The 22432-nt window shown below is 63.3% G+C and carries 24 protein-coding genes and 1 pseudogene; 3 read left to right on the forward strand and 22 right to left on the reverse strand.

Annotated elements, in window-relative coordinates; all coding sequences use genetic code 11:
• Positions 1-328: 328 nt before the first annotated feature.
• Positions 329-859 carry a hypothetical protein gene (locus ACIPQ1_RS18280; protein ID WP_446534566.1) on the forward strand — a complete coding sequence of 177 codons (531 nt, stop codon included), beginning with the start codon at positions 329-331 and terminating at the stop codon, positions 857-859.
• Between the two features lie 465 nt (positions 860-1324).
• On the opposite strand, the gene ACIPQ1_RS18285 is transcribed toward ACIPQ1_RS18280, so the two are convergent.
• The 20 genes from ACIPQ1_RS18285 to ACIPQ1_RS18380 form a co-directional block, all read right to left on the reverse strand.
• Entirely contained in the window at positions 1325-1771 is a 447-nt protein-coding gene (locus tag ACIPQ1_RS18285; RefSeq protein WP_250962275.1) for an excinuclease, read from the reverse strand.
• 31 nt (positions 1772-1802) lie between these two features.
• Positions 1803-3029, reverse strand: coding sequence for a beta-ketoacyl-ACP synthase (locus ACIPQ1_RS18290; protein ID WP_411386289.1), 1227 nt, complete (start codon positions 3027-3029; stop codon positions 1803-1805).
• On the reverse strand, positions 3029-3757 hold the full coding sequence (fabG, locus tag ACIPQ1_RS18295; protein ID WP_003197011.1) for a 3-oxoacyl-ACP reductase FabG: 729 nt from the start codon (positions 3755-3757) through the stop codon (positions 3029-3031). Before fabG ends, ACIPQ1_RS18290 begins: the two co-directional genes overlap by 1 nt.
• Complete coding sequence (locus tag ACIPQ1_RS18300) at positions 3754-4221, reverse strand: hotdog family protein (RefSeq protein ID WP_250962273.1); 468 nt, start codon at positions 4219-4221, stop codon at positions 3754-3756. Before ACIPQ1_RS18300 ends, fabG begins: the two co-directional genes overlap by 4 nt.
• Positions 4218-5414, reverse strand: a complete 1197-nt coding sequence (locus tag ACIPQ1_RS18305) for a beta-ketoacyl-[acyl-carrier-protein] synthase family protein (RefSeq protein WP_446534567.1) — start codon at positions 5412-5414, stop codon at positions 4218-4220. Before ACIPQ1_RS18305 ends, ACIPQ1_RS18300 begins: the two co-directional genes overlap by 4 nt.
• Positions 5411-5893 (reverse strand): DUF3261 domain-containing protein, encoded by a 483-nt coding sequence (locus tag ACIPQ1_RS18310; RefSeq protein ID WP_250962271.1) that lies wholly within the window; start codon positions 5891-5893, stop codon positions 5411-5413. The genes ACIPQ1_RS18305 and ACIPQ1_RS18310 overlap by 4 nt, the downstream gene beginning before the upstream one ends.
• Complete coding sequence (locus ACIPQ1_RS18315; RefSeq protein ID WP_250962270.1) at positions 5890-6618, reverse strand: class I SAM-dependent methyltransferase; 729 nt, start codon at positions 6616-6618, stop codon at positions 5890-5892. The genes ACIPQ1_RS18310 and ACIPQ1_RS18315 overlap by 4 nt, the downstream gene beginning before the upstream one ends.
• Positions 6615-7874, reverse strand: a complete 1260-nt coding sequence (locus ACIPQ1_RS18320) for an NAD(P)/FAD-dependent oxidoreductase (protein ID WP_186729470.1) — start codon at positions 7872-7874, stop codon at positions 6615-6617. The genes ACIPQ1_RS18315 and ACIPQ1_RS18320 overlap by 4 nt, the downstream gene beginning before the upstream one ends.
• Positions 7875-7897: 23 nt before the next feature.
• Positions 7898-10237: an MMPL family transporter gene (locus ACIPQ1_RS18325; protein ID WP_446534568.1), complete on the reverse strand. Its 2340-nt coding sequence runs from the start codon at positions 10235-10237 to the stop codon at positions 7898-7900.
• Positions 10221-10814, reverse strand: coding sequence for a LolA family protein (locus ACIPQ1_RS18330; protein ID WP_411386294.1), 594 nt, complete (start codon positions 10812-10814; stop codon positions 10221-10223). Before ACIPQ1_RS18330 ends, ACIPQ1_RS18325 begins: the two co-directional genes overlap by 17 nt.
• Positions 10811-11236: an acyl-CoA thioesterase gene (locus ACIPQ1_RS18335; RefSeq protein WP_186706050.1), complete on the reverse strand. Its 426-nt coding sequence runs from the start codon at positions 11234-11236 to the stop codon at positions 10811-10813. Before ACIPQ1_RS18335 ends, ACIPQ1_RS18330 begins: the two co-directional genes overlap by 4 nt.
• Positions 11229-12773: an HAL/PAL/TAL family ammonia-lyase gene (locus ACIPQ1_RS18340; protein WP_411386295.1), complete on the reverse strand. Its 1545-nt coding sequence runs from the start codon at positions 12771-12773 to the stop codon at positions 11229-11231. Before ACIPQ1_RS18340 ends, ACIPQ1_RS18335 begins: the two co-directional genes overlap by 8 nt.
• Complete coding sequence (locus ACIPQ1_RS18345) at positions 12754-13698, reverse strand: LpxL/LpxP family acyltransferase (protein ID WP_186706048.1); 945 nt, start codon at positions 13696-13698, stop codon at positions 12754-12756. Before ACIPQ1_RS18345 ends, ACIPQ1_RS18340 begins: the two co-directional genes overlap by 20 nt.
• Positions 13695-14429, reverse strand: coding sequence for a glycosyltransferase family 2 protein (locus tag ACIPQ1_RS18350; protein ID WP_250962266.1), 735 nt, complete (start codon positions 14427-14429; stop codon positions 13695-13697). The genes ACIPQ1_RS18345 and ACIPQ1_RS18350 overlap by 4 nt, the downstream gene beginning before the upstream one ends.
• Before the next feature lie 140 nt (positions 14430-14569).
• The gene (locus ACIPQ1_RS18355; RefSeq protein WP_446534569.1) at positions 14570-16249 is read right to left on the reverse strand and encodes an AMP-binding protein; all 1680 of its coding nucleotides are present in this window, start codon (positions 16247-16249) and stop codon (positions 14570-14572) included.
• Entirely contained in the window at positions 16246-16791 is a 546-nt protein-coding gene (locus ACIPQ1_RS18360) for a COG4648 family protein (RefSeq protein WP_186729475.1), read from the reverse strand. Before ACIPQ1_RS18360 ends, ACIPQ1_RS18355 begins: the two co-directional genes overlap by 4 nt.
• Positions 16788-17042 (reverse strand): acyl carrier protein, encoded by a 255-nt coding sequence (locus ACIPQ1_RS18365; RefSeq protein ID WP_186706044.1) that lies wholly within the window; start codon positions 17040-17042, stop codon positions 16788-16790. The genes ACIPQ1_RS18360 and ACIPQ1_RS18365 overlap by 4 nt, the downstream gene beginning before the upstream one ends.
• 8 nt (positions 17043-17050) lie before the next feature.
• Positions 17051-17308 (reverse strand): phosphopantetheine-binding protein, encoded by a 258-nt coding sequence (locus tag ACIPQ1_RS18370; protein ID WP_411386297.1) that lies wholly within the window; start codon positions 17306-17308, stop codon positions 17051-17053.
• Entirely contained in the window at positions 17289-18098 is an 810-nt protein-coding gene (locus ACIPQ1_RS18375) for a lysophospholipid acyltransferase family protein (protein ID WP_411386298.1), read from the reverse strand. Before ACIPQ1_RS18375 ends, ACIPQ1_RS18370 begins: the two co-directional genes overlap by 20 nt.
• Positions 18074-18793: a beta-ketoacyl synthase chain length factor gene (locus ACIPQ1_RS18380; RefSeq protein WP_446534570.1), complete on the reverse strand. Its 720-nt coding sequence runs from the start codon at positions 18791-18793 to the stop codon at positions 18074-18076. Before ACIPQ1_RS18380 ends, ACIPQ1_RS18375 begins: the two co-directional genes overlap by 25 nt.
• 359 nt (positions 18794-19152) lie before the next feature.
• On the opposite strand from ACIPQ1_RS18380, the gene ACIPQ1_RS18385 reads away from it, so the two are divergent.
• The gene (locus ACIPQ1_RS18385; protein ID WP_186706040.1) at positions 19153-19923 is read left to right on the forward strand and encodes a ParA family protein; all 771 of its coding nucleotides are present in this window, start codon (positions 19153-19155) and stop codon (positions 19921-19923) included.
• Positions 19924-20054: 131 nt separating this feature from the next.
• Here the strand turns inward: ACIPQ1_RS18385 and trxC are convergent.
• Both trxC and ycaC read right to left on the reverse strand, forming a co-directional pair.
• A pseudogene (gene trxC / locus ACIPQ1_RS18390) lies at positions 20055-20474 on the reverse strand (thioredoxin TrxC); the annotation flags it as partial.
• Between the two features lie 174 nt (positions 20475-20648).
• Entirely contained in the window at positions 20649-21275 is a 627-nt protein-coding gene (gene ycaC, locus ACIPQ1_RS18395; protein WP_250962260.1) for an isochorismate family cysteine hydrolase YcaC, read from the reverse strand.
• A 204-nt stretch (positions 21276-21479) separates the two neighbouring features.
• Here ycaC and ACIPQ1_RS18400 point away from each other — a divergent pair, with 204 nt between their 5' ends.
• Positions 21480-22385 (forward strand): LysR family transcriptional regulator, encoded by a 906-nt coding sequence (locus ACIPQ1_RS18400; protein WP_217884362.1) that lies wholly within the window; start codon positions 21480-21482, stop codon positions 22383-22385.
• Positions 22386-22432: the final 47 nt, after the last annotated feature.

Here is a 22432-nt window from a genome sequence, read left to right on the forward strand (position 1 = left end):
CGCCAGGATCGCGTCGCGGGTGGCTTGTGGTTGCTCTTCAAGCAACCAGTGCCCGGTGTTTATCAATGTCAGTGAGTGCGGTTGCGCGGCGATAAAAGTAGCCTGCTCGGCCAGCGTCCGTCCCCGGGAATGGTCGCGTTGCATCGAGATTGTAGGAAAGTGCGCATTTCCGGTTACGACACTTCCTATTTGTCCCAGATGCCACGCCGTTGGGATTGCGACTCACCTGCCCTGCAACGTCTTATTCATCATTCCGAATCGTCCGGCTCAGTGCGCATTCCCGGCGCAAAGGAACGCAGCCTGAAGCCCATGAATAAGGCCCTTGGAAATGCACTCATCTTTGGATGCCCCTTACACCAACGAAATCTCCCATGAATCACTTCGTCATTTGGATGACTTGTACTTGGAGCCACGCCAACTGGAGGGTTACGGCGAAGAAGTCGCGGCATTCATGAACCGACAAAAAGCTTTCGTCGAAGCTCATCCGCCCATCGCCATCTACCGAGTGGCCACCGAGGGCAGCCAGACGCGTGACGGCGGAACGATCCAGCAGGTGTCGTCGTCGTTGACGTTCACCTTGGATAATGGCTGGAAAGTACGCGCCGCGCAGAAAGGCGATGAGGTGGTGTACGCCGATGGCAGCACGGCACGGATCATCACCGGCGCCGGGAAAAACAATAGCAACATTGCGCTGGTTGGCAGTCGCTTGAGCAATGGCGATGAGATCATCAATACGCTGCAGAAACGTTTCATGATCATCGTGCGGGAGGGGGTGCCGATGGCGGAGGACTTTTTGCCTGCGCTCAGGTTGGCGGAGGTTCATTACCTGCACCCGAATGCGATGAAGGAGAACGGCTAATAAAACAGGGGTTGCTGCGCAGCCCAGCGGGAGCAAGATTCATGGCTGTTACACGGACTGCTGGGATTCTCCAAACAGGTTGAAGAGCACCGAGGCGTCAAGCCCAAACCCTGTGGGAGCTGAGCTTGCTCGCGATGACGGCTGTATAGCCAACATCACCGGTGCTGACCCACCGCTATCGCGAGCAAGCTCGCTCCCACAGTGGATTTTGGGTGTTCGGAGTATCTGGGCACGCCACCAAGCCCTGTGGGAGCAAGCTTGCTCGCGATGACGGCAGCATAGCCAACATCACCATCGCTGATCCACCGCTATCGGACCCTGTAGGAGCTGCCGAAGGCTGCGATCTTTTGATTTTTTGATCTTTCACTTGGGACTCAAGTGTTTGGGGAAAGATCGCAGCCTCGTTGCACTCGACAGCTCCTACATTCCAGCGAAGATCGCAAGGGCATGGCCGAGGTGCTTTTTTTATTGCACCTTCGCCAGATCCCCTTTCAACGCAACGCCGGCCATGATCGCGCCGGCGTGGCATTCATAGGTGGTGGCATCCCGGCGTTCGTTGCGCTTGTAGAAGCTGACGATGTTGATGACGGCGTTGGCGCCCGCGGCCTTGGCGGCTTGGTGCAGGCTGATCAGCGCCGATTGCACCACCCATTCGCAGGCTTCTACGTCGGATTTGTTGAAGGCGTTGGTTTTTTTATTGGTGACCTCGCCCGCGCTGAGCACGCTGACTTTGCCCTGTGGCTCGTCGCCCGCCAGGTAGAACTTCACGCTGCGGTCGATCTTGCCGGTGCGGATGGCTTCGTTGACGACTTTGTCGAAAGGCAGGTAAAGCGTGGTATCACGGGCCTGGCTGAGGGTCGGCATGGCGCTGAGCAACAGGGCGGCGGTAACAGCGATTTTCTTCAATGACATCATCAGTCTCCTTGACCAGGGATAGCGGTTATCAGTGCCAGCGGCGGAAAATCAGCGAGGTGTTGACCCCACCAAAGGCGAAGTTGTTGTTCATCACGTATTCATGGCTCATCGGCCGGAATTCGTTGCGCAGGTAATCGAGCTTGCCGCACTGGGGGTCGACTTCATCGAGGTTGAACGTGTGCACGTAGAGGTCGCGGTTCATCATTTCGATGCTGAACCAGGACTCCAGCGCTCCGCAGGCGCCCAGGGTGTGGCCGAGGAAACTCTTCTGCGAGCTGATGGGCATGTGTTCGCCAAACAGGCTGCTGGTGGCCTGGGTTTCGGCAATGTCGCCCTGTTCGGTGGCGGTGCCATGGCCATTGACGTAGCCGATGGCCGAGGGTTCGAGGCCGGCGTCTTCCAAGGCCAGTTCCATGGCCCGGCGCATGGTGATCAGTTCGGGGCGGGTGGCGTGCTGGCCGTCGGCGTTGCTGCCAAAGCCGACGATCTCGGCGTGAATCCGTGCGCCCCGGGCCAGGGCGTGCTCCAGTTCTTCCAGCACGAGCATGCCGGCGCCTTCGCCGATCACCAGGCCATCGCGACCCTTGTCGTAGGGCCGCGGGCTGGTTTGCGGCGCATCGTTTTTCAGGCTGGTGGCGTATAGGGCATCGAAGACCATCGCTTCGGTCGGGCACAGTTCTTCCGCACCGCCGGCGAGCATCAGCGGCAAGCGGCCGAACTTGATGGCTTCGTAGGCATAGCCGATGCCGTGACTGCCGCTGGTGCAGGCACTGGACGTCGGGATCAGCCGTCCGGTCAGCCCGAAAAAGATGCTGATGTTGGCCGCCGTGGTGTGGGGCATCATTCGCACGTAGGAGTTGGCGTTCAACCCTTCGGCCACGCTGTTGAGCAGCATGTTGCCGAACGCCTTGATCTCGTCGGTGCTGCCGGTGGACGAACCGCAGGACACGCCCATGCGCCCGTCCTTGATCGATTCGTCGCCCAGCAGGCCGGCATCGGCCAGGGCCTGTTCCGCCGCGCCCACCGCCAGGCGCGAGACCCGGCCCATGCTGCGTAGTTGCTTGCGGGTCCAGTGGGCCGGAACCTGGAAGTCGTCGATGGGCCCGGCCAGGCGGGTGTTCAGTTCGGTGAAACGGTCCCACTCATCCATGCGCCGGATGCCGCTGCGGTTGGCGGCGAAGTTGGCGGCGATGGTCTCCCAGTCGCTGCCTATGGACGTGATGCCGGCCATGCCGGTGACGACGACGCGCTTCATCAGCACAAGCCTCCGTTGACGGCCAGGACCTGCCGGGTGATGTAGCCGGCTTCGGCGGACATCAGGAAGTTCACCGCGCCCGCCACTTCTTCCGGGGTGCCCATGCGCTGGGCGGGGATCATTTTCATCAGTTCTTCCACAGGTACGTTTTCATCGAGCATGGCAGTGTCGATCAACCCCGGCGCGACGCAGTTGACGGTGATCTTGCGCTTGCCCAACTCGATTGCCAATGCCTTGGCCGCGCCGATCAAACCGGCCTTCGAGGCACTGTAGTTGACCTGGCCGCGATTGCCGATCAGCCCGGAAACCGAGGTGATGCAGACGATCCGCCCAGCGGCGCGGCGACGGATCATCGGCATCATCACCGGATGCAGCACGTTGTAGAAACCGTCGAGGTTGGTGCGCATCACCACATCCCAATCGTCCTCGCTCAGGGCCGGGAAGGCGCCATCGCGGGTCAGGCCGGCATTGAGCACCACGCCGTAATAGGCGCCGTGGGTTTCCACGTCGGCTTCGAGAATGGCCTTGCAGGCGGCGCGGTCGGCCACGTCGAATTGCAGCACCCGGGCGTTGCGGCCCAGGGCCTGGATTTGGGCCTGGACCGTTTCGGCCTCGGCGCGGCCGCTGCGGCAGTGCAGCACGATGTCATGCCCTGCCTGGGCCAGGCGCAGGGCGATGGCGCGGCCGATGCCACGGCTGGAGCCGGTGACCAGTACGGATTCAGTCATGACGGGTTTCCTGTTGCGGACGGTTCATGAAGGTAATGGGCGGCCTGGGGTGGACGGAAGACATTGAGCCGGGCCATGGCATGGATGCCTGGCGCGTGGATGTGGCATTCGAACACGCCCATGCCGTTGTCGTCTTCCAGGGAGCGCACACCATGGATGCTCAGCTCGGTGCCAAGGGGAAAACAGTCGACGTTGCATTCGAACTTGCGGGTGCCGAGCAGAAAACCCAGCGCCACGGCATCGCCGCGTTGGCGTGCGTGGCAACCGGCAAACGCCGCGACGCTCTGGGCCATCAACTCGATGCCGACCCAGGCCGGCAGCGCACCGTCGTCACGGTTGAACAAGCCGCCGGACGTGACGGTGGCGTGGGTGTGGATCTGTTCGTCATCGAACGACAGGATCCGGTCGATGAGGATCATGTCACCGGCATGGGGCAGCAGTTCGGCGAGCGGCCAGTCAATCATGGGGCGTCTCCGATAATCAGGCTGACGTTGTTGCCGCCGAAGGCAAATGAGTTGCTCATCAGGCGGCGCGGGGTGGCCGGGTCCAGGCGGGTGTGGGTGGTGACCCAGTCCAGCGCCGGCAGGGCAGGGTCGGCCTGGCCGTCCCAGACATGCGGCGGCAGGGCCTGGGCGGTGTTTTCGGTGCTCAGGGCCAGCCAGCAGAACGCCGCTTCCAACGCCCCCGCCGCACCGAGGGTATGGCCGGTCATGGGCTTGGTGGACGAGCAGGGCACGCCCGCCGGAAACAGCCCGGCCACGGCCTGGCTTTCCATGGCGTCATTGTGTTGGGTGGCCGTGCCGTGCAGGTTCAGGTAATCGATCTGGCTGGCGTCGAGGCCGGCGCAGCGCAGGGCTTTTTCCATGGCCTGGCGCGCGCCGCGACCGCTGGGTTCAGGCGCGGAAATATGGTGGGCATCGGAACTGGCGCCGTCGCCGAGCAAGGCAATCGGTACTCCCTCGCCTGGCGTCTTGCTCATGAGAAACAGCACCGCTGCTTCGCCGATGTTGATGCCGCTGCGGTTCACCGAGAACGGATTGCAGCGCTCGTTCGACACGGCCTCCAGTGCGGAAAAACCGTTGAGGGTCAATTTGCACAAGCTGTCCACGCCACCGCACAGCACGGCATCGCACAGCCCCAGGTCCAACAGGCGCCGGGCGCTCATCAAGGCGCGGGCGCTGGAGGTGCAGGCCGTGGAAATCACATAGGACGGGCCACTGAGGCCAAGCCAGTCGGAAAGAAAGTTGGCCGGCGCGCTGAGCTCCTGTTGCTGATAGTCATAGCCGTCGGGGAAGCGTTGCTCGCGCAGGTAATGGGCAATGCCCTGGCTGGCCTCGTCGATACCCGACGTGCTGGTGCCCAGGACGATGCCGATGCGGGCGCGACCGTAGGCCTGGATGGCCTGGTCGATCTCGGCGCGGATTTGCAGCCCTGCCTCCAGCAGCAGTTGATTGTTGCGGCTGCGTTGCGCTGCCAGGGCCGGGGGGATGGACGCGAGTTCACCGGGCACCGCGGCGACCGGCAAGGTACGCTCGGCCACCCAGCCAGCCTCGCTGCGCACGCCCGAGCAGTCACCGGCAAACAGGTTGCGCGCGACGGTGTGTTTGTCGCGACCCAAGGCACAGATCACCCCGAGGGCATTCAAATAGGCGGTCATGGGGCGTTCTCGGTCAACGGTGTGATGCGGTAGCGCAGGCCTTGGGGCAGGCTCATTTCAAAATCCAGCGGTTGTGTATAGCGCACCTGCCAACGACGCTCGAGGGTCCGTTGCGACGCCTGTTGTCGCGCCGCCGGGTAGTTGCCGGGCAGCTCGACCTCAGGCGTCAGCGCGAACAACAACGCGGCGAACAACTCCCGGGCCTCGGCATTGGGGGGCAGCAGACCGTCGGCCTGCCACTGGCCATCGACCAGGCGCTGGCGGGCCAGGGGAATGCCCAACGGGTCCATCATCGACCAACGGATGCCGCTGCCTTCGCGCTGGACCACCAGCAACCAGTCCTGACGCTGGCCGGCCAGTGTCCGCTCGATGTGCAGTTGCATCGGCAATGCCAGGGTTGGCGTGCGGGCGGGCAGTGGTGCCTGGCTGGCGCAGGCACTGAGCAGCAACACGCAGGCGATCAGCAGGCCACGGATCATCCCGCAGCCCCTTCGCGAGGCTTGCGCGCCACCACGTTGACCAAGGTTTCCTCACGTTCGCCAAACGGCTTGGGCCGGCGTAGGCCCAAGCGCTCCAGTAGGCCGAAATCCTTGGCACGGCTCCACCACAGGTACGGGTAGGACACGTTGCGTTCTTCGAACTGGAACCCTTGATCGCGGATCATCTGCAGGTACTGCGCAGCACTTTTCTGTACGTGCATCGGATGGCGGAACAGCCAGCGGATCACCCAGGTATCGATGTAGGCTTCGGTGGATTCGGCGAACAGCAAATAGCCGCCGGGCTTGAGGACGCGGTAGAACTCGGCAAGGGCTTTTTCCTGTTCCACCAGGTGATGGAACGTCTGGTGACAGAACAGCAGGTCGACGCTGGCGTCGGGCACCGCCAAGGTCGCGCAGTCGCTGCCGATCAGCTCCACGGCCATGCCCTGGCGCGCGGCTTCCTCCCGGCTCAGGTCGAGGCTGTGGGGGTCGGCATCCACGCCGATCAGGCGTTGTGGTGCGAACGCCTGGCGCAGGTACTGGAACGATTTGCCCTGGCCGCAGCCGGCGTCCAGCAGTACCGGGTTGGCCGGCAGCGCGGTGCTGAACAGGCTGCGCAGATCGTTGATCGCCACGCGCAACACATGGTGCTGCCAGGTGTGGCTGCGCAGGAACCAGAAGCCGAAGCGGGTTTCTTCGACGTAGTTGTCGCTCAGGTAGCTCATGGTTGCTGGCTCGGCGCCGGGCTCGCGCAGATTTCCGAGAGCATGCGCAGGCGCCGCTTGGGCTCACTGACGAACGGGTTGCGCTGATCCCAGGCGTAGCCGGCCAGGATCGAACTGATCATGCGGCGGATGTCGTCAGAGCCTTCAGTGTAGAAAATCACGTCCTGGAAGGTGCCGGCGTACCAGCCTTCGACGTAGCAGCGGAAGGTATCGACGCCGCGCTTGAGCGGCTCGGCGAACTCGCTTTGCCAATCCACGCTTTCACCTTGCAGCTGACGGTGGAGCACGTCGGCGGCCATGCTCGCCGACCGCATGGCAATGGTCACGCCGGAGGAGAACACCGGGTCGAGGAATTCCGCGGCGTTGCCCAACAGGGCAAAGCCCGGGCCGTGCAGGGTCTTGACGTTAGCCGAGTAGCCGCCGATGGTCCGCGCCGGAGTATCCCACACCGCGTTCTGCAGCACGCCGGCCAGGCTCGGGGTTTCGTCGATGAAACCGCGCAGGCAGGCATCGAGGTCGTCGGTACGGCCGGCGAAATGTTCCGCCGCCGCGACCACGCCCACCGAGCAGCGTCCGCCGCTGAACGGAATGGTCCAGAACCACACGTCGCGTTTGCTCGGGTGGGTGGTGATGAGGATTTTTTCCCGGTCGAACGCCGGGGCGTCGATGCGATCCTCGATGTGGGTGAACACGGCCTGGCGCACCGGGAAGTTCGACGGCGCCTCGAGGTCCAGCAGGCGCGGCAGGACGCGGCCATAGCCGCTGGCATCGAGCACGAAGTCGGCTTCGACAAGGTACTCGCTGCCGTCTTCGCGCTGCACGCCCAGGCGTGGCTTGGCGAGGCTGAAGTCGGCGCTGGTGATCGCTTGGCCGTAACGGATTTCCACGCCTTGCAAGGCAGCCTGGTCGGCCAGCAACTTGTCGAAGTCGGCGCGTTGCACCTGGAAAGTCGTGGGCTTGCCGTTGCTGAAGGTCTCGCCAAAATCGAAGGCGCTGTAGCGTTCGCCCCAGGCAAACGCGGCGCCGTTCTTGCGCTGGAAGCCGGCGGCATTCACCGCGTCGAGCATGCCGGCTTCTTCGACGAAATCCAGGCAATGGGACAACAGGCTCTCACCGATGGAGAACCGTGGGAAATGCTGGCGTTCGATGACCAGCACATCGTGGCCCTTGCGCTTGAGCAGGGCGGCGGCAATGGCACCGGAGGGGCCGGCACCGATGATGACGACCTGGCGATATTCCGTTTCAGTGACAGGCATTGGGATTCCTTGAATATCCTGGGTCATCGTTGATCTTCTTGAGCAGGTATAGGGTGTTCCTGGCGCCCGGCCCACGGCGCCAGCATGAAACTGAAGGCCAGCCCCAGGCTCACCGCCAGGCCGAAGTTACTCACCGCCGGTGTGCTGGACAACGCCAGCAGGCCGAACGACAGCCAGGTGGTGACCGCTGCCAGCAGGGTGCCCAGCAGGCTCACGGCGGCACCGCCGATCTGTTCGCGCATCAGGATCGCGTAATCGACGCCGATGGCCGTCACCAGCAACAGGCCGAACAGGCTGAACAACGTCAGTGGTTGTCCCAGCCAGCCGAGGCTCGCCAGGCTGCACAGCGCGGCCAGCAACGGCAGGGCAACGATGCGCAAGGCTGCGCTGACCCCGAAAGGCCAGATCAGCAGCAGCACAATCAGCACGCAGGAGGCCAGTTTCAACTCGGCGGCGCTGACCTGCGTGGCGGCGAAGACCCGGTTCAGGTCACCCAGGCGATCCACCAGTTGCACGCCCGGCAGGTCCAAGGCTTGCACGCGCAGCAGCGCGGCATCGTTCAAGCCTTGCAGGCTGATCATGGCGGCCACGCCTTGCCCCGTGGGGCCGAGCCAGAGTGTGCGGTACGGCTCGGCCAGGGGGCCGGCCAGCGCGGCATCGATGTCTGTCACCGGCAAGGCCTGCAATTGCGCCAGCTCCCCTTGCAGTGCGGCGAGCGGCACGCCCAGGTCGAGCAGCGGTTGCCAGAAGTCCGGCAATCGGGCCAGTGCTTCGCGCACTTTCTGCTGGTCGGCGGGCGGGCTTACCAGTTGGTTCAGCGACAGGTAGCCCTGGAGTTTTTCCAGGGCGATCAACTGGTCCAGTCGTTCGTTGAGGGCGGTCTGGCGCTCCAGCAGTTGGGGTTGATCATCGGCACGAATCAGGAAGAACTGGCTGGTGGGCTGGAAGCCGGTGATGCGCGCGATGTCGCGGGCTTCGTCGGTGAGGTGCTGGGGCGTGCCGATCCATTGGCGGATGTCGTTTTTCGTGGTCAGGTGCCAGAGGCCGCCCGCGCAGAAGCTCAGCAACAGCACCAGCAGCACCGGCGTGGGGACTCTCGCCAATAACGCTTGGCGGATCTGGAGCAGGCATTCGCACAGCCGCAGCGGCCACTGGGCCGGACGCAGGTCTGCGCCTTTGAGCAGCGCCGGCAACAGGCAGACCGCGGTCAAGTAGGCGCCCACCAGCCCGGCGGCGGAAAATATCGCGATCTGGGTCAGGGCCGGGAACGGCGTCCAGGCCAGGGCCAGGTAGCCGATGCAGGTGGTCGTCAGGCTCAGGCTCAGCCCCGGCAGCGTCAGGCGCAAGGCCGGCCAACTGCGCCACGGCTTGAGGCTCCAGCTCTTGGACAGGTAGTGCAGCGGGTAATCCACCGCGACACCGATCAGGCTCGAACCCAGTACCAACGTCATCACATGCATGCGTCCGAACAACGCCACGCACGCCACCGCGCCGAACAGCATGCCCACCAGCACCGGCACGAACGCCAGCCACACACGCAGGCGCCGGAAGGCGAGCAACAGCAGCAGCAAGATGCCGATGGTTGCACCACCGCCGACCCAGGTGATTTCCCGCGATGCCTGTTGCTGGCCGCTGGCGGCGTACAGCAGGCCGCTGGCGGCCAGCAGTTGCCCTTGGGCCTGGCTAGCCTGGTCGCGGCTGAGTTGCAGCAGTTCGGCCACTTGCAGCGGCAGGTTCATGTCGAAGGCGTTACCCTGGGCGCGAGCCCGCAGCATCACCCAGCTTTTACCGTCGGCATCGGCGATCAATGCACCGCTGCCGATGTCGAATTTGATTGCGCCGCGTTGTGGCTGGCTGTTCTGGATACGCCCGGTCAGGCCCAGCCAATCGTCCTGGTTCGGCACCAGGCTGAAGCCGCTGAACGGATCGAACAGGGCTTGCACCCGCTGTTGGATGAACGCCTGGGGCTGCTCGATCAATTGCTCCCGGTCCGCTGCCGAGAGCATCGCCAGCCGGCCGTTGAGCAGTTGCGTGCGCAGCGCCGGCAAGTCGGCCTGCAGCGTCCATTGCACCTTGTCGAACAGGCCGCTGGCCTGCCATTGCTCGCCCAGGGTTTGCGCCAGGGCGATGGCTTGCTGGCGATCGGTATGGCCGACCAGCACCAGCACCTCGCGGTTGAGCGGCTCCTGCATGCGCTGCTCGGCGATCAGCTCCAGGGCGTCGGGCGATGTGCCCGGTACCAGCTCCATGAGGTTGGCCGACAGCGGCGCGCCGTTGCGCCATTGCCAGCCGGCGAGCACCAGCACCGCCAGCAGCAGGATCAGGAACAGCCATGGGAGCCTGCGTTCACTCGGCAAAGTCATGTTGCTCCGCTTCGCTCAAAGGTTGCGCGGGGGTAGCGTCCAGCATGCGCAGCACGGTGCTGTCGCCCTGGGTTTCCAGCAGTTCGATGCGCTGCACCAGTTCGCCGCCGTCAATGTTGATCTGGTTGAAGACCTGCTTGAGCAGCACCGAGCGCGGGGTCAAGGTGAGCTTCCACTGCTGCGGCTCGCCCGACAGGCTCAGCTCGAAATCCCGTTGCAGGCCACTGCTGTCGCCCTGCAATACTGCCAGGAACAGCCGGTTCTGCTCGGCGCCGGCGCTCTTGTTCGGCAGCATTTGCCAGGCATTGCCGTCCCGCCGGGCGATGCCCTGGGCGGTGATGCGGTAGTCCTGTTGCAGCGGGGTTTGCAGCAACCACAGCAGCCCTTGGTTTTTCGCCAGCACGAAGCGGCCCTTGCTGGTGAGGGGCTGGGGCAGGGCGCGCAGGTGTTTTTCCTGGATGAACTGGCCGTGGATCACCTCCGGGCGGGCCAGTTGGTCACTTAATTGCTCTAGATCGAACGCCTGGGCCAGTGGCGACAGGCTGCACAGCAGCAGCCAGATGAAGAGGCGTTTCATGACAGTTTCCTCTCGACGGCTTCGACAAAGACCCGTGGCGAGGCCAGCAGCATCTCGCGAGTGGCCATGTCCACGGCCACTTGCACTGAACTGGCCCGGGTGAAGCGTTCACCTGTCGCGGCGTCACTGATCAGGTAGTTGATCTTCAGCCGGTTTTCCCACTCCACCAGGCTGGCGCGCACGGTCAGGGCCTGGCCGAACACGGCACCGCGTACGTAGCGCAACTGCAGGTCGATCACCGGCCACGCATGGCCGGATTCGAGCATGTCGTTGTAGTTGTGGCCGATCAGGTCGAGCAGGGCACAGCGGGCCACTTCCAGGTATTTGACGTAATGGCCGTGCCAGACCACGTTCATCGAATCGACGTCGAAAAATGGCACCACGATCTGCGTGTCGACGTGCAAAACACCTTGGCTACGCATGCAGCCTCCAGTGTTGCTCGGCGATGCGTTGCAGGCACAGGCGCAGTTCGCCTTCCAGGGCGCGGTCTTCGATGACCGGCGGGAAATCCTCGGCCAGTTGCTGGTGCATGGCGGCCAGGGCCGGTGGCAGTGGACGTGCATCCTCGGCACGGCTGCGCAGCCAGACGCCCTGGTTGGCGGCGAGCAAGGTGGCGGCGGCCACTTGTTCGGTCAGTTCCAGCACGCGGATCGCGTCCCGGGCTGCGATGGTGCCCATGCTCACCTTGTCCTGGTTGTGGCACTCGGTGGAGCGCGAGAACACGCTGGCCGGCATCGTATTTTTCAGGGCTTCGGCGGTCCAGGCGCTGGTGCCGATCTGCACGGCCTTGAAACCGTGGTTGAGCATCGCTCGCTCGGCACTGGCGCCGGAAAGGTTGCTGGGCAGGCCATGGTTGTAGCGCTCGTCCACCAGCAGCGCGAGTTGCCGGTCCAGCAGGTCGGCGACGTTGGCCACCAGGTTCTTCAGGCTGTCCATGGCGAAGGCGATATGCCCGCCGTAGAAATGCCCGCCATGGAGCACGCGCTCGGCTTCGGCGTCGATGATCGGGTTGTCGTTGGCGCTGTTGAGTTCGGTTTCGATGAACCCGCGCAGCCAGCCCAGGCTGTCGGCCAATACCCCGAGCACATGGGGCGCGCAGCGCAGGGAATAGCGATCTTGCAGGCGATGCAGTGGCGCGGTCGGCGCGTCGATTGCCAGGTCCTTGCGCAGCCACGCGGCGACTTGCATCTGCCCCGGATGTGGTTTGGCGGCGAACAGGCGTTCATCGAAGTGTTCCGGGTTGCCTTGCAGGGCGACCACGTTCAGCGCGGTGATGCGGGTCGCCAATTGCAGCAGGTAGTCGGCGCGGGCGAAGGCCAGGCAGGCCAGGCCGGTCATCACCGCGGTGCCGTTCATCAGCGCCAGGGCTTCCTTGGGCCGCAGCACCAGCGGCGTCCAGCCCAGTTCACGGTGCACGTCGGCGGCCAGGCGGCGCTCGCCACGGAACATGACCTCCCGTTCGCCGGAAAGCGTGGCGGCGACGTAGGACAGCGGCGTCAAATCGCCGCTGGCGCCCACCGAACCCTCTTCCGGAATCAGCGGCAGGATGTCGTGTTCGAGAAAGGCCTGGAGGCGTTCCAGCAGTTCCACCCGCACCCCCGACACGCCGTGGCACAGCGACTGCAAACGCGCCGCGAGCACGGCGCGAGTGGCCTGGGCGTCGAGCAGCTTGCCCAAGCCGCAGCCGTGGAACGTGTACAGGTGACGGGGCAGGGCCTCGACGTGGTGCAGCGGCACGGCCACCACGCAAGAGTCGCCGTAACCGGTGGTCACGCCGTAGATCACGCCTTCCTTGTCCAGCAGGGAATCGAGGAATTGCGCACCCTTGGCGATGCGCAGGCGGAACGCCGGGTCATCTTGCAACTGCGTCGGCGCCTGACGGTTGGCCAGGGCCAGCACGTCTTCAATGCGCATGGGGCGTTCGCCGAAGGTTACCGGCTCAAGAGTGGGCATCGTCATCGGTCTTCCAGAAAGGGTAAAAGTTGAACCACTGTTGCGGGCCCTGGAGGCAGTACTGCGCCAGGCGCTCGGCGTAGCGGGCGGCCCAGTGGGCGATCACTTGCTCACGCTCGTTGCGCTTCCACGTCACGGCATCGGCGAAGGGTTCGAGGGTGACGCGATAGCGCCCCTCGTGCTTGAGGCACATCAGCAGGTTGACCGGGCATTTGAGCAGGCCGGCCAGCAACCACGGGCCTTGCGGGAATGCCGCCGGGTGGCCCATGAAATCCACGGTCACGCTGCGCCCGCCGTGCAGCGGCACGCGGTCGCCGGCAATCGCCAGCCATTCGCCGCGCTCCAGGCGTTCGCTCAGCTGCAACATGATCACCGGGTCCAGTTCGCTGACCTGGATCAGCCGCAGGTGCGTGGCGCCGGCCTCGCCCAGCAAGCGGTTGAACTGCTCGGCGTGCTTGGTGTGCACCAGCACGTTCATGGTGACTTTCTCGCCCAGCTCGGCCAGGGCCCGGCACATCTCCAGGTTGCCCAGGTGCGCGCCCACCAGCATTTGTCCGCGGGCATCGCGCAGGTGATTGCGCAACAGCGCCGGGTCGACGATCTCGATCTGGTCGATGCTCAGCTTGCCGTTCCAGACGTCGAGTTTATCGAGCAGGGAGTCGGCAAAGGCCATGAACTGCCCGAACACCCGCCAGCGGGTCGGGCGCAATTCGGGACGTGCGCTCCAGTCGGCCAGGCGTTGCTGGTATTGCCAGGCTGCCTGCCGGGCGCTACGGCCGAAAATGAAGAAGTACAGGACGATGCCGTACAGCACCGGGGTCAGCAAGCGCCGGCCGAGCACCTTGGCGGCGAGGGCGGTGAGTTTCATCAGCCAGTAACTGCCGCGCTCCTGGCGGTCGGCCCAATGCTGTTTGTCTGCCTGAAGACTCATGCCCGCCACCGTCGCCAGAGAATCAGGGGAAAGCGCACCAGCATGCCGAAGAACAACCGGGTGTGCATGCTGGAAATCAGCACGTTGTCGTGGAACAGGCGAAAGTGCGAAACCCCATCCTGGGGGTAATGGACCCGGGTGTGCAGCCAGTGCATCGGCTGATTGCGCCAGGCCAGGCGCACGAGGATGTCCGAGTCGAAATCCATGCGCTTGCCGATGTTGGCCGAGTCGATCACGGCCAGGGTCGGTGCCAAGGGATAGACCCGAAAGCCGCACATCGAGTCGCGGATTTGCAGGGACAGGCTGTTGATCCAGACCATGACGTGGGTGAGGTAGCGCGCATACAGGCGGCCTTTCGGCACGCTGGCGTCGTAGTGCGGATACCCGCAGATCACCGCGTCCGGGTGGGCCCGGGATTGCTCGATGAACGTCTTCACATCGCCAAGATCGTGCTGTCCGTCGGCGTCCACCTGCAGCGCATGGCTGAAACCCAGGCGCGAGGCTTCGCGCAGGCCGGCCATCACTGCACCGCCCTTGCCCTGGTTGACGGCCAGCCTGAGCAGATGCACCTGCTCGCCTTCGGCCAGCCGTTCCAGCACCGCGGCACACGCCGGGCTGCTGGCGTCATCCACCAGCACACAGGGCAAGCCGTTGGCGAGCAACGCCGTGACCACCGCCGAGATGGCGGTTGCGTGGTTGTAGACCGGGATGACGGCGCAGGGGTTATGCATGTTTTCTGCCCTCCACAAATCCATTGTGGCGAGGGATCTTGCTCCCGCTCGAGTGCGAAGCGCTCGCTCTTGCAAAACCAGGGGCTGCTTCGCAGCCCAGCGGGAGCAAGCTCCCTCGCCACAGTGATCTGTGCAGTTGCCTAGGCATTGTTTTCCCCCAACACAATCCGCCCACTGGAGCACGCCGCCGTGTCATTGCGGAAGGCAAAGTACAGCTTGCCGCGCTCGCGGTCGAAACGCAGGTGCAGTTGGATTTCATCGCCGGGGCGCACCAGTTGCTGGAATTTCAGCACTTCCATGCCGACAAATCGGGGCGGCAGGTCCAGCAGTTGTCGGCCGAGGCTCAAGGCCCAGTCGACCTGCACCACGCCCGGCAACACCGGCGCGGTGGGAAAATGACCGCTGAAGTACGCCAGGTCTGGCGGCACGATCAATTGCAGGCTCCATTCCCCATCGGTTTCGACTCGCTCCAGGACTTCGGGGCCTTTTGGACGTGGCGCCAGCAGCAGCGCTTCGACCTCGGCCTGGGACAACTTGCCCTGGGCGTTGAGCGGCAACTGCCGCAGCCAGCGCCAGCGCCGTGGCAGGGCGAGGGGTTCGCAGTGGGCGCTCAGGTGCCGGCGCAGGCCCTCGGTAACGGCGCGTCTGCCCTGGTTGCGCAAGGCATGCAGGCCGGCATCACTCAGCACCACCAGCGCGCCAAGGGAGGCGCGATTCTCCTGCACCACGCCCAATCGCGCTTCGCTGACCCAGTCGTGGGCCACCAGTGCTTGTTCCAGCATCGGCAGGGAGATGCGTTTTTCTTCAAGCTTGACGATACGGTCCAATCGCCCGAGCAGCTCGAAGCGCCCGTCGTCGGCGATCCGCGCTGCGTCAGCGGTATGTTCCACATGCCCGGCCGGCAGATAGGGCGAAGCAATCAGCAAGGCGCCGTCGCTGTCCTGGCTCAACTCGACGCCGGCAAAGGGTTGCCACAATCCGCCGCCCTGGCGCCAGGCGATGCCGCCGGTTTCCGAACTGCCGAAAATTTCCGTCGGCCATTGTCCCAGGCGTCGCTGCAAGCTTTGTGCAGCCTCGGAGGGCAAGGCGCCGCCAGAGGAAAACACTCGGCGCACGCTGCTCAGGGCCGGCCAATCGAGGTTGTCGCCCATGCGCTTGAGCAATGCCGGGCTGGCAACCCAGGCGAACGCCGGTTGTTCGCGGCTGGCCCGTTGCAGGTCTTCGGGAAATGCCAGTTGCCGACGCATGAATGGACGCCCGGCGCACAGCGGCCAAAGCACCCGGAACAGTAGTCCGTAGATGTGCTGGGCGGCCACGCTGCCGATCATGCAGGCCGGGCCGAGGTCGGCGCCCCACAGTTGTTCCAGGGCCTGGACTTCGTTACTCAACTGCCGCAGGGTTTTCTCGATGCGCTTGGGCTCGCCGCTGGAGCCGGAGGTGCACAGGCTCAGCCAACAGTGATCGAGGTTCAGTTCGGCGCCATCCATCGGCGCGTGTCGCACATCGCCGGGATGGGTGTCGCCGGGCTGGTCGGTCAACCACAGGTCCACGTCCGCCGCCCAGCGCTGGCGTGTCTGCGCTTGCAGGTCGGCGGGCAGCAGGACCCGCGCTCCGGCACGCCAAGCGCCGAGCAGGGCGATGGCCAGGTCGGCGGCATCGTCCAGGTGCACCGCCACATGCCGCGCGCCCCGGGCTTGCAGGCCCGCCGCCAGGCACAACGCCGCCTCCCGCAGTTGCGAGTGATCCAGCGCCGGAGCGACGGTAACGGTGCGTTCCGGTTGAGCCCTGAGCAACATCTGCTCAAGTGTTATCCAATTCATGGGCGGCCTCTTACCCGTTGTCGTATGAGCCATTCAATGGCAAACAGCAGCCCCATCAATCCGTAGGAAATCAGGCCGGTGTACAACATCCACCAGCTCAGCGGCGCCCAGAGGGTCAGGGCGGCGGCGAGCAAACCGTTACACAGGAAAAACACACACCAGGCCACCGTGACCTGGCGGGTATACACCACGGCCTTGGCCGGCAGCTGCGGTTCGCGCAGGCGGGCCAGGCGTTCAATCATCGGCGGGCCGTATTTCAGGCTCAGGGCGAACAGCCCGAGCATGAACCCGCTGATCAGCACCGGGTACCAGCGCAGCAGGAGCGGGCTGTCGAACAGCGCGAGCAACACACAAAAACCGATCGCCGTGACAGCCATCCAACGGCTGCCGGCGCCGCCCTTGCCAAGCAACGCCCGGGCCAGCCACAGGCTCCCCAGCAGCAGCCCGAACTGCCACGGGGCGAAATGCTCCATGCCGAAATACACCGCAAAGGGGTACAGCAGGCCTGCCAGTAGCAGGCCGAGGCCAATCAGCCGGGTCATGCGGCCGGTTGGACCAGTCGATAGACCGCCTCGACCACGTCATTGACGGTGCGCACCGACTTGAATTCTTCGGCTGCGATTTTCTTGCCGGTCTGGCGCTTGATGTGATCGATCAGGTCGACCGCATCGATGCTGTCGATTTCCAGGTCCTGGTACAGGTTCGATTCCAGCGTCACGCGTGCTGGGTCCAGTTCGAAGAGTTCGACCAGGGCATCACGCAGGGTGTTGAAAATGTCGTCACGAGTTTGCATGGTCGGTCTCAGGCGCTTTTTGCAGTGACGAAGGCCGCAAGGCTTGCCACATTGCTGAAATGGTTACGGGTGTCCTTGGCGTCGGCGTCGATCTTGATGCCATATTTTTTCTGGATCGCCAGGCCAAGCTCCAGGGCATCCACCGAGTCCAGGCCCAGGCCTTCGCCGAACAGGGTCTGATCGTCGCCGATGTCGTCGATGCCGATGTCTTCCAGGCCAAGGGCTTCGATGATCAGCTGTTTGATGTCACGGTGCAGATCGCTCATCTTCGGCGAGCTCCTTGATGTAATAGTGATGCAAGAAATCGTTGAGCCTGCGCGAAGCCTGGGGTGGCGGGCCGAGCGCAGCGAACGCCTGTGGGTCTATATCGGCCCCGACGTGAAAACTGAAGTGCACGCGACACCGAGGGATGCGATACCAGGGTTCGGCCTTGGTCAGGGTCGTGGGGTTGACCTTGATCGTGACGGGCGTGAGGATTTTCGCACCCCGCAGGGCAATGGCCGCGGCCCCCCGATGAAAGGCCGGCGCCTGGCCTGGCTGGGTGCGCGTCCCTTCGGGAAAAACGATCAGCGTCTGGCCATTTTGCAAGGCATCGCTGGCGGCATCGAGCATGTCCATGCTGCCGTCGTTGCTGATGTATTGGGTAGAACGCAATGGGCCCCGAGTGAAAGGATTCGCCCACAGGCTTTGCTTGACCACGCAGTTGGCGTCGCGCACCAGCCCGATCAGGAACACCACGTCGATCAGCGACGGGTGATTGGCAATGATCATCTGCCCGGGACGCCCGAGCCGTTCGGCGCCATCGATCTGGTAGGTAAGCACCCCGGTGCGGGCCATGAATCGGATAAAGAACCAGAACAACCGCCCGACGGTGCGACGGGCCCTTTGTCGGTGGGCCTTGGCATCCCCGGGCAACCAGGCCAGCAACGGGAACACCAGCAAACGCAGGCACAGCCCGCCCAGCCCGAACAGGGCGAAGCTGGCGGCGGTCGCGACCAGGCGCCAGTAATAGGCGTCGCGATGTTTGCCGGTCACCGGTTGCGTTGCCAGGTCCATACACGATTCTTCCAGACATGTTGGCAGGTGGTTTCGTTGTTCAGCAGGGTACGCAACAGATCCAGGGCATGGGGCCAGTCGCTGCCAGGCGAGTGGTCGGCCTCTGCGGACAGGTCCAGTTGCCAATCGTCGCCCGGGGTCAACAGCAGGCCCACGGCATAGGGAAAAGGCACGTCATCGACCCACGGAGCGTAGACCTGCGGCGGTTGTTCCTCGGTGATGACCAGCAACACCGCCGGCGAGCCTTCGTTCAACAGCGCTGCGGCTTCCAGCACGCCGTGCTCCAACCCATCGCCCGTGGCGGCCAGGGCGGTCATTTCGCTGGTTTCGCCGCGCATGATCGACCACAGGCCGATCACCGCGTTATGGACCGACAGGCTGAATTGTGTCGGCGACAAGGGCAGGTCGGCCGCCAGGTCCTTCAGAATCTCGAAAGTGCGCGGGGTTTCACCGTGACGGGAAATAAAGACCAACGGTAGGGCCGGACGGCCCTCGGCCAGTGGCCAGCCGGCGCTGAAGGCCATCCGCGCCAGGCGACTGAGGCGCCGGCGTTGCATGGCGGGCAGGAACGAGACGTCAGGGGCGGCATCGCTGGCTGGCAATACGACCGGCTGTCGGCTCCATGCCTGCCAATCATCCACGCTTTCGAGCCCAGGGGCCCATGCGCGCCATTGGGCGATATTGAAATTGATCACAAACTTCACCCCACCCCTGCGGGCTTTTATTGTCACGGTTCAGTGGTTTGACCCGCGTCCAACCCTGCATGGCCTTGCGACCCAAGTGGCGCGCATTATCCCGGTGCGGTTGGCTTGTAGCAAATACTGGTTACATTTTGCCCAGCAAAATATACGGGTTGGTCCGCTCAATGCCAGGCAAGACCATTGTCGCGCTCATCGCGAGTTTGTCTGTCGGTTGTTCCTGTCATTGACTGGCCTTAATTGACGCTTGAATCGTTGGAAAAGCCACCGTCGCTGTAGTCCTTCTACGCAGAAGGTAGCTAAGCGGTGTCGCGCCCTACTACACTCGGGAATCTTTGATACACGGAGGTTTTGACATGCGGCGTGTGGTGTTCAATCAGAAAGGTGGCGTGGGCAAGTCCAGCATCGCCTGCAATCTGGCGGCGGTCAGCGCCAGCGAAGGCTATCGCACGCTATTGATAGACCTGGATGCCCAGGCCAACTCCACTCAATACCTGACTGGCCTGACCGGCGATGACATCCCCATGGGCATTGCCGATTTCTTCAAGCAGACCCTGTCGTCCGGGCCGTTCTCGAAAAAGAACAAGGTGGATATCTACGAAACGCCCTTCGACAACCTGCATGTCATCACCGCCACGGCGGAGCTGACGGACCTGCAGCCCAAACTCGAGGCCAAGCACAAGATCAACAAGCTGCGCAAATTGCTCGAAGAGCTGGAGGAGGATTATGACCGGATTTACCTGGACACCCCGCCAGCCTTGAATTTTTATGCGGTTTCGGCGCTGATCGCCGCTGATCGGGTGTTGATCCCTTTTGACTGCGACAGTTTCTCCCGTCAGGCCCTGTACGGCCTGCTGGCGGAAATCGAAGAGCTCAAGGACGACCATAACGAAGGCCTGGAAGTCGAAGGTATCGTGGTCAACCAGTTCCAGGCCCGCGCCAGCCTGCCGCAGCAGATCCTCGACGAACTGATCGCCGAAGGCCTGCCGGTGTTGCCGGTGTACCTGAGCAGCTCGGTGCGCATGCGCGAATCCCACCAGGCCAGCCTGCCGCTGATCCACCTCGACCCGCGGCACAAACTGACCCAACAGTTCATGGAGTTGCATAGCCTGCTGGAAAGTGCCTGATTGGAATCCACTGTGAAAGAATCACTGTGGGAGCGAGCTTGCTCGCGATAGCTGCCTGTCAGTCGATACAGTATTGACGGGTACACCGCTATAGCCAGCAAGCTAGCTCCCACAATTTTATAAAGGCGTGAAATCCCCAGGCTGCGCAACCAAGCCATCAATTGAGGCAAGGGAAACGCCCCACTCTGGCGCGCCACCTCCCGGCCATCCTTGAACAGAATCAGGCTGGGAATCGAGCGGATCCCCAACTGTGCCGACAACTGCTGGTTGGCCTCGCTGTCGAGCTTGGCCAGCCGACATTTACCCGCCAATTGCGCGGCGGCCTGTTCGAACACGGGCGCGAAGGACTTGCATGGCCCACACCAATCGGCCCACACATCCACCAGCAACGGCAGATCGCCTTTGATCTGGCTGGCATAGTCGCCTTGCTTGAGTTCGAACGGCTTGCTCAATAACACCTGGGCCTTGCAGCGTCCGCACTTGGGCTGGTCGCCCAGGCGTTCGGCGGGTATGCGATTGAGCCCGTTGCAATGGGGGCAGGGGATCAGCATCAGATCAGTCTCCAGAAAATCATTGGCACAGATTGAACACTATATAGAAACCACCACAAAGCCCCTGTGGGAGCGAGCTTGCTCGCGATGGCGGTGTGTCAGTCAATATTGCCTCGACTGTCAGACCGCTATCGCGAGCAAGTTCGCTCCCACAGGGGTGTATCGGTGTGGCTGTTATTTGCCGTTGGTCAGCGTGTTGTAGCTGGTCATCAGGTTGCGGTAGTCCGGGATGTGGTTGGAGAACAGGGTCGCCAGGCCTTCCACGTCGTTGCGCCAGTCGCGGTGCAGTTCACAGGCCAGGCCGAACCAGGTCATCAATTGCGCACCGGAGGAAGACATGCGGTCCCAGGCCGATTGACGGGTCAGTTCGTTGAACGTGCCAGACGCATCGGTGACCACGAACACTTCGAAACCTTCAGCCAGGGCTGACAGGGCCGGGAAGGCTACGCAGACTTCGGTGACGACGCCGGCGATGATCAGTTGTTTCTTGCCAGTGGCCTTGATTGCCTTGACGAAATCTTCGTTGTCCCAGGCGTTGATCTGGCCAGGACGGGCGATGTACGGCGCATCCGGGAACAGCGTCTTGAGTTCTGGCATCAACGGGCCGTTGGGGCCGGTTTCGAAGCTGGTGGTGAGGATGGTCGGCAGTTGGAAGTACTTCGCCAGATCAGCCAGGGCCAGTACGTTGTTCTTGAAACGGTCCGGGTCGATGTCGCGTACCAGCGACAGCAGACCGGCTTGGTGATCGACCAGCAGAACGGCGGCGTTATCTTTGTCGAGACGGTTGTAGGAAGCAGTCATGGCGTAGCCCTCATTAAGTTTTGTTTGCCGAAGGTTTCGGCGTGGTTAAGGTTTTGAATTCGGTGCAGCGATTATTGGGTGACTCATCTGGCCGAAGCGCCGGTTTGAATCCGTGTTGCGTTTCGATGGGTGTAGATTAAAACTGGCACCTTTGAAGCGCTAGACTGCGGAAATCAGCCTTAGCGTTCTATTTGGAGAACGATCATCGAAGACCTCAACACGCTTTACTATTTCACCCAGGTGGTCGAGCACCGTGGGTTCGCCGCGGCCGGCCGGGCGCTGGACATGCCGAAGTCAAAGCTCAGCCGGCGTATCGCCCAGTTGGAAGAGCGGCTCGGGGTGCGCTTGCTCCATCGCACCAGCCGCCATTGCACGCTAACGGAGATCGGCCAGGCTTATTACCAGCGTTGCCTGGCGATGCGGGTCGAGGCCGAGAGCGCGGCGGAAGTGATCGAGCGCAACCGCTCCGAACCCCAGGGGCTGGTGCGCATCAGTTGCCCGACGGCGCTGCTCAACAGTTGGGTCGGGCCGATGTTGACCCGCTACATGCTCAAGTACCCGCGGGTGGAGTTGTTCATCGAGAGCACCAACCGCCGGGTCGACTTGATCCATGAAGGGTTCGATATCGCCTTGCGGGTGCGCTTTCCGCCGCTGGAAAACACCGACATGGTCATGAAGGTGCTGAGCAACAGCACCCAGTGCCTGGTGGGCAGCCCGGCGTTCCTTGAGCGCTTGTCTTCACCGGCCTCCCCGGCGGACCTCAACGGCTTGCCCAGCGTGCACTGGGGCGCGGCGCAGCGGGAATACCAGTGGGAGTTGTTCGGCCCGGATGGCACCCGCGCGCTGATCCGTCACGCGCCACGCATGGTCACCGACGACCTGCTGGCCCTGCGTCATGCGGTGCTGGCAGGCATCGGCATCGCCCACCTGCCCACCGTGGTGGTGCGCGAAGACATCGCGGCCGGCCGGCTGGTGGAACTGGTGCCGGGCTGGACGCCGAAATGCGGGATCGTCCATGCGATCTTTGCCTCACGCCGCGGGTTGCTGCCGTCGGTGCGTACGCTGATCGACTTTCTGGCCGAAGAATTCAGCCACAGTGATATGGCATAGGACGGAGACAGTAATGCCACCGGATTCTCCTTGTGGGAGCGGGCTTG

This window comes from Pseudomonas sp. LARHCG127, from assembly GCF_052871455.1.